Origin of the sequence: Azoarcus indigens (assembly GCF_004361735.1) — a bacterium.
Lineage (GTDB): Bacteria > Pseudomonadota > Gammaproteobacteria > Burkholderiales > Rhodocyclaceae > Azoarcus > Azoarcus indigens.
The window spans coordinates 1-4,505 of record NZ_SNVV01000018.1; the positions used below are offsets into that span (position 1 = coordinate 1).

At 60.4% G+C, this 4,505-nt stretch carries 6 protein-coding genes; 3 read left to right on the top strand and 3 right to left on the bottom strand.

Annotated features, from left to right (window positions below):
- Positions 1 to 941 (bottom strand): IS110 family RNA-guided transposase (locus tag C7389_RS17755; RefSeq protein WP_133593979.1); only part of this gene is annotated, 941 nt, incomplete at its 3' end.
- Positions 942 to 1,116: 175 nt separating this feature from the next.
- On the opposite strand from C7389_RS17755, the gene C7389_RS17760 reads away from it, so the two are divergent.
- Entirely contained in the window at positions 1,117 to 1,548 is a 432-nt protein-coding gene (locus C7389_RS17760; protein ID WP_133593981.1) for a hypothetical protein, read from the top strand.
- 76 nt (positions 1,549 to 1,624) lie between these two features.
- Positions 1,625 to 1,900, top strand: a complete 276-nt coding sequence (locus tag C7389_RS17765) for a CPCC family cysteine-rich protein (protein WP_133593983.1) — start codon at positions 1,625 to 1,627, stop codon at positions 1,898 to 1,900.
- Between the two features lie 406 nt (positions 1,901 to 2,306).
- Here the strand turns inward: C7389_RS17765 and C7389_RS25745 are convergent, their stop codons facing one another.
- Entirely contained in the window at positions 2,307 to 2,432 is a 126-nt protein-coding gene (locus C7389_RS25745; RefSeq protein WP_281275395.1) for a hypothetical protein, read from the bottom strand.
- Between the two features lie 636 nt (positions 2,433 to 3,068).
- Between C7389_RS25745 and catB the strand changes: the two genes are divergently transcribed.
- Positions 3,069 to 3,701, top strand: a complete 633-nt coding sequence (gene catB / locus C7389_RS17775; RefSeq protein WP_133593985.1) for a type B chloramphenicol O-acetyltransferase — start codon at positions 3,069 to 3,071, stop codon at positions 3,699 to 3,701.
- Between the two features lie 74 nt (positions 3,702 to 3,775).
- Here catB and C7389_RS24925 read toward each other — a convergent pair.
- Positions 3,776 to 4,505, bottom strand: a 730-nt coding sequence (locus C7389_RS24925; RefSeq protein WP_246034865.1) for a methyl-accepting chemotaxis protein, incomplete at its 5' end; no start/stop codon positions are given.

Here is a 4,505-nt window from a genome sequence, read left to right on the forward strand (position 1 = left end):
GTACGGCGCTGCACCTCGGTGGCCCAGGTGCGCAGGCCGTCCAGCGGGCGGCTGGCGTCTCGGGTCAGCGCCGCGGCCCGCAGCACCGCGCGGGCGCCATGGGTGAGCAGCATCCTCAAATAGCGATCTCCCCGCTTGGAGATGCGGCCGAGCTTGCGTGTGCTGCCCGAGGAATATTCCTTCGGCGTCAGCCCGAACCAGCTCGCGAAATGGCGGGCATCCTTGAAGTGTGTCACGTCGCCGCCAGTGGCGGCCACCATTGCGGTTGCAGTCAGCAAGCCGACGCCCGGTACCGACATCAATTGGGTGCACGCTGGGCTCTGCCGCGCCAGCGCAGTGAATTCCCACTCCAGTTGCGCGATGCGCTGTTCGAGCAGGCGGATCTCCTCGATCAGCAACCGCATCGTTTCGCGAATGAGCGCGGGCACCGGGGAGCGTGGATCGGCCAACACGCGGCTGATCGCCTCGACCCCGGTGCGGGCGCCTTGCGGAATGCTCAGGCCGAACTCCCGGCAGGAGCCGCGCAGCGCGTTGATACGCGAAGTGCGGGTACTCATCCACAGCGAGCGAATCCGGTGCAGGCCCTGCAACGCCTGCTGTTCGACCGACTTCACGCGCACCGGGTCGATGTCGGCCGCGCGGGCCGCTTCGAGCAGCGCACGGGCGTCGGCGGCATCGGTCTTGTTGCGTCGGACGTAGGCGCGAACGTAGGCTGCCGGCAACAGCCGTACTTCGATGCCGAGCGAATTGAGCCAGCGCGCCCAGTGACGCGCCGAACCGCAGGCTTCCATGATGACCAGCGACACATCACGATTGGCGAACCAGTGCTCGAATTGATTTCGCGTAAGCCGATGGCTTTCAGTTACGCGCCAGGACGAATCGGCGACGGCGAGTTGAAAGATGCTCTTGGCCAGGTCGACGGCAACGGTAGTCGCATCCATGACGGACTCCTCCTTCTGAAGACCGATCCCCATCCCCATGAGCACCGGCGGCGCCAATTGGGCGCCAAAAAGGAGGGGGAGGCCATCCCACCACTCAACCCCGCTCCCGTTGGTCGCTGGACGCTGCGCGATAAAGGCGCGCAGCGCCGGTTAGCTTTACGTTGGGCGTCACAAGATGAACTCCGCTGAAATGTCGCCGCTGATTGCTTGGTGGGGTGCCGGCCTTTCCACCCTGCTCGCTATTGTCAAACTCTGGGAACTCTGGCGTGATCGGTTTCGCCTTGAAATTGGCTACAGTTTCGCAGGCGATGCGACCGTTGGAAATTCAATCCTCATCCGCAACCTATCCAGCCGTCCTCTTATCCTTTCATATTGGGAAGTTCTCTACTGTTCCGGTCGTTGGCCCTTGCGGAAGTCTCAAGACATCGCCTGCGCCGAACACGATTCGGGAGATCGGCGAATTGAACCCCATTCAACTCTCGAACTGCACTTCACCGAGAGCGACTATTTCTCTTGGGGTCACAAGGCCCTGAAGGGGAGAAGAATCTACATCCGTCTTTTCGTGGCTGGTCGGCGGCCCATTCTCAAATTGGTGTACCCGTCGTGACGCCCAACCCTGCAATGCACCGGACCTTGCGCATAATGCCGCGCAAGGCCAGTGATTTTGAACGTTAGAACTCACCATGGCTCAAGCCTTCGAGCAGTGCGACTGCTGTGACTACTTCACTATCCCCGAGGGCGAAGATTTCGAGATCTGCCCCGTGTGCTTCTGGGAGCAAGACGCCTCTGGGATATCTGAACCAAGTCAGCCGTCCGGTGCTAACCACGGCCTCTCGCTTCTCGAAGGAAGGGAAAACTTCAAGACACTTGGCGCATGTGACAAGAGGTTCATTTCAAACGTGATCGGCGAAAACGAAAGAAACAAATACCGCTATGCGGCTCGAACCATCGAGTTCTAGCTGTACGGCCAACCCCCAACCGGAGCTACGCGGCGTTGCCGGGCTCGTTAAGTATTTGCGGTGTACTGCATATAGCTAAGTCGTTTCATAAATTGAACGCTCGAAATCTATTCTGTCATTCAACCGTATGAGTTCTAACCCTGCGTATATGGCCTCCCCATGAATCAAGACAGATCGTGTTTTTGACTTTCCGGGTTGAATCACCTGCAGTCGTATATCCGGCATCTGTGGTGGGTTCTGAATGACCCGTGCCGACAGGGAATCTGCCCGCGAAGCGCCAATCGTTACAAGCGGCTGCTGGAGAGCCGGCAGGGTTATCGGCGTTCTGTCGCAGGAGCGTGATGACCCGGTTTGCCATGATGAGCGATCAGTCTCGGCGCAAGGGTGAGGCGTAAGAGTGAATCGATCAGGCGGCGATGGCGAAGGCGGTGCGTTCGAGCTTCTTGTCCGGACGAGGCCGCGGATTGCCGTAGGCAGCGTGATCGCGCAGCACGGCGTGCAGATGCGGGCAAGCTTGTTGGCCAGCGCGCAAGCGGCCTTGTTGTGATTGCTGCGGCGCTGCACCTCGGTCGCCCAGGTGGGCAGGTCGTCCAAGGGGCGGCTCGCTTCGCGGGCCACGGCCGCGGCCCGGGAGTATGGCGCGGGCGCCATGGGTGAGCAGCATTCTCAAATGCCGCTCTCCCCGCTTCGAGATGCGGTCATGCGTGCGGGTTCGAGAAGCGCGGGCATCAGCGGCATCGGCCTTGTTGCGCCGGACATAGGCACAGATGCAGGCCGCGGGCAGCAGGCGAACTTCAATCCCAGTCGAATTGAGCCAGCGTGCCCAGTGATGCGCAGGACCGCAAGCCTCCATGATGACGAGCGAGACATTGCGGTTGGCGAACCAGCGCTCGAACTAGCCGCGAGTGAGGCGGTGATTGTCGATCACGCGCCAGGACGAATCGGCGACGGCGAGTTGAAAGAGGTACCTGGCCAGGTCAACCGCAACGGTAGTCGCATCCATGATGGAATCCTCCTCCTGAAGACCGATCCCCATGAGCACCAATGGCCCTATTGGCGCGAAAAAGGAGGAGCCATCCATCCCATCTTCAAGTGGCAGTTGTCGGCAAGCCGAAAACTGACGCTCATGTCGAACGTTACCAATGGAATATTTTCCAGGCCCAATCTTATGGACAATTACTTCGAGAGCCCCTTCAAAGGGAAACAGCTTTCCGACCATGTAAAGAACCCCAACATAAAGGTTGGGCGGTACAGCTATTACTCTGGCTATTATCACGGCCATTCGTTTGACGATTGCGCACGATATCTGCTGCCGGACAGCGACAACGTTGACAAGTTGATCATTGGCAGTTTCTGTTCTATCGGCACTGGCGCATCGTTCATCATGGCGGGTAATCAAGGGCACCGGTACGACTGGGCATCCTCTTTTCCCTTTTTCTATATGAAAGAGGAGCCCGCCTTCTCGAACGCTCACGATGCCTTCCAAAGAGCAGGCGACACCGTGATAGGCAGCGACGTCTGGATCGGTGCCGAGGCCATGATCATGCCTGGCATCAAGGTCGGGCATGGCGCGGTGATCGGTAGCCGCGCCTTGGTCACGAAAGACGTGGAGCCATACGCCATCGTCGGCGGAAATCCGGCAATTGAAATAAAGAAGCGGTTCTCGGATGAGGAAATATCCCTGCTTCTCGAGATGGAATGGTGGAGTTGGCCTATCGAGGATATAGAAGTGGCAATGCCTTTCTTGTGTTCATCCAATATCGTTGGTCTACACAATCACTGGCGGAGTCTTGCCACCTGAGAACTCAAAGATATGGCCGGATGAACCGGCCATATCTTTAGGGAAAATATTCAGGCGAGTAAGCAGCCTTCCCCTCAATACCTGAACCGCGCCACCAACCCATTCAAGTCATCCGCCACCTGCTCGGCGGACTTGGCGGAATCCGCAGTGCTCGCCATTGCCGCGCTGGTTTCCTCCACCATCTGAGCGATGCTCTCCACCTGTTGGGCAATCGCGGTGCTGGCGGCGCTTTGTTCGCGGGTGGCGAGAGCGACGTCGCGGATGCGGTTCAGGGTGGCGCTGGCGCCGTCGCGGATGGCGCGCAGGGAGGAGGCGGCTTCACGGGCGAGGCCAACGCCCTGCTCCACCTGCGGCAGCACCGCATCCATGGCGGCGACGGCGACGCCGGTTTCGCCCTGGATGGTGCCAACCATGTCGCCGATCTGCAGGGTGGCGGCAGCGGTGCGTTCGGCAAGGCCGCGCACTTCGTCGGCGACGACGGCAAAGCCGCGGCCTTGTTCGCCGGCGCGGGCGGCTTCGATGGCGGCATTCAGCGCCAGCAGATTGGTCTGGGCGGCGATGTCGCGGATGACGCCGGTGACGGTGCTGATTTCTCCCGCCCGGGCTTCCAACTGGCGGATGGCGGTAGCCGCGGCGGTGACGCTGTCGGCGATCTTGCCGATCTCGTCGGCGGCCTTGCTGACAGTGCGTTCGCCAGTGCTGGCGTTCTCGGCGGCGGTGGCGGAGCTGTCTTCGGTGTCCTGCGCGCTCTGGGAGATGTGGTTGATGCTCACCGTCATCTGCTCCACCGCGGCGGCCATGGCC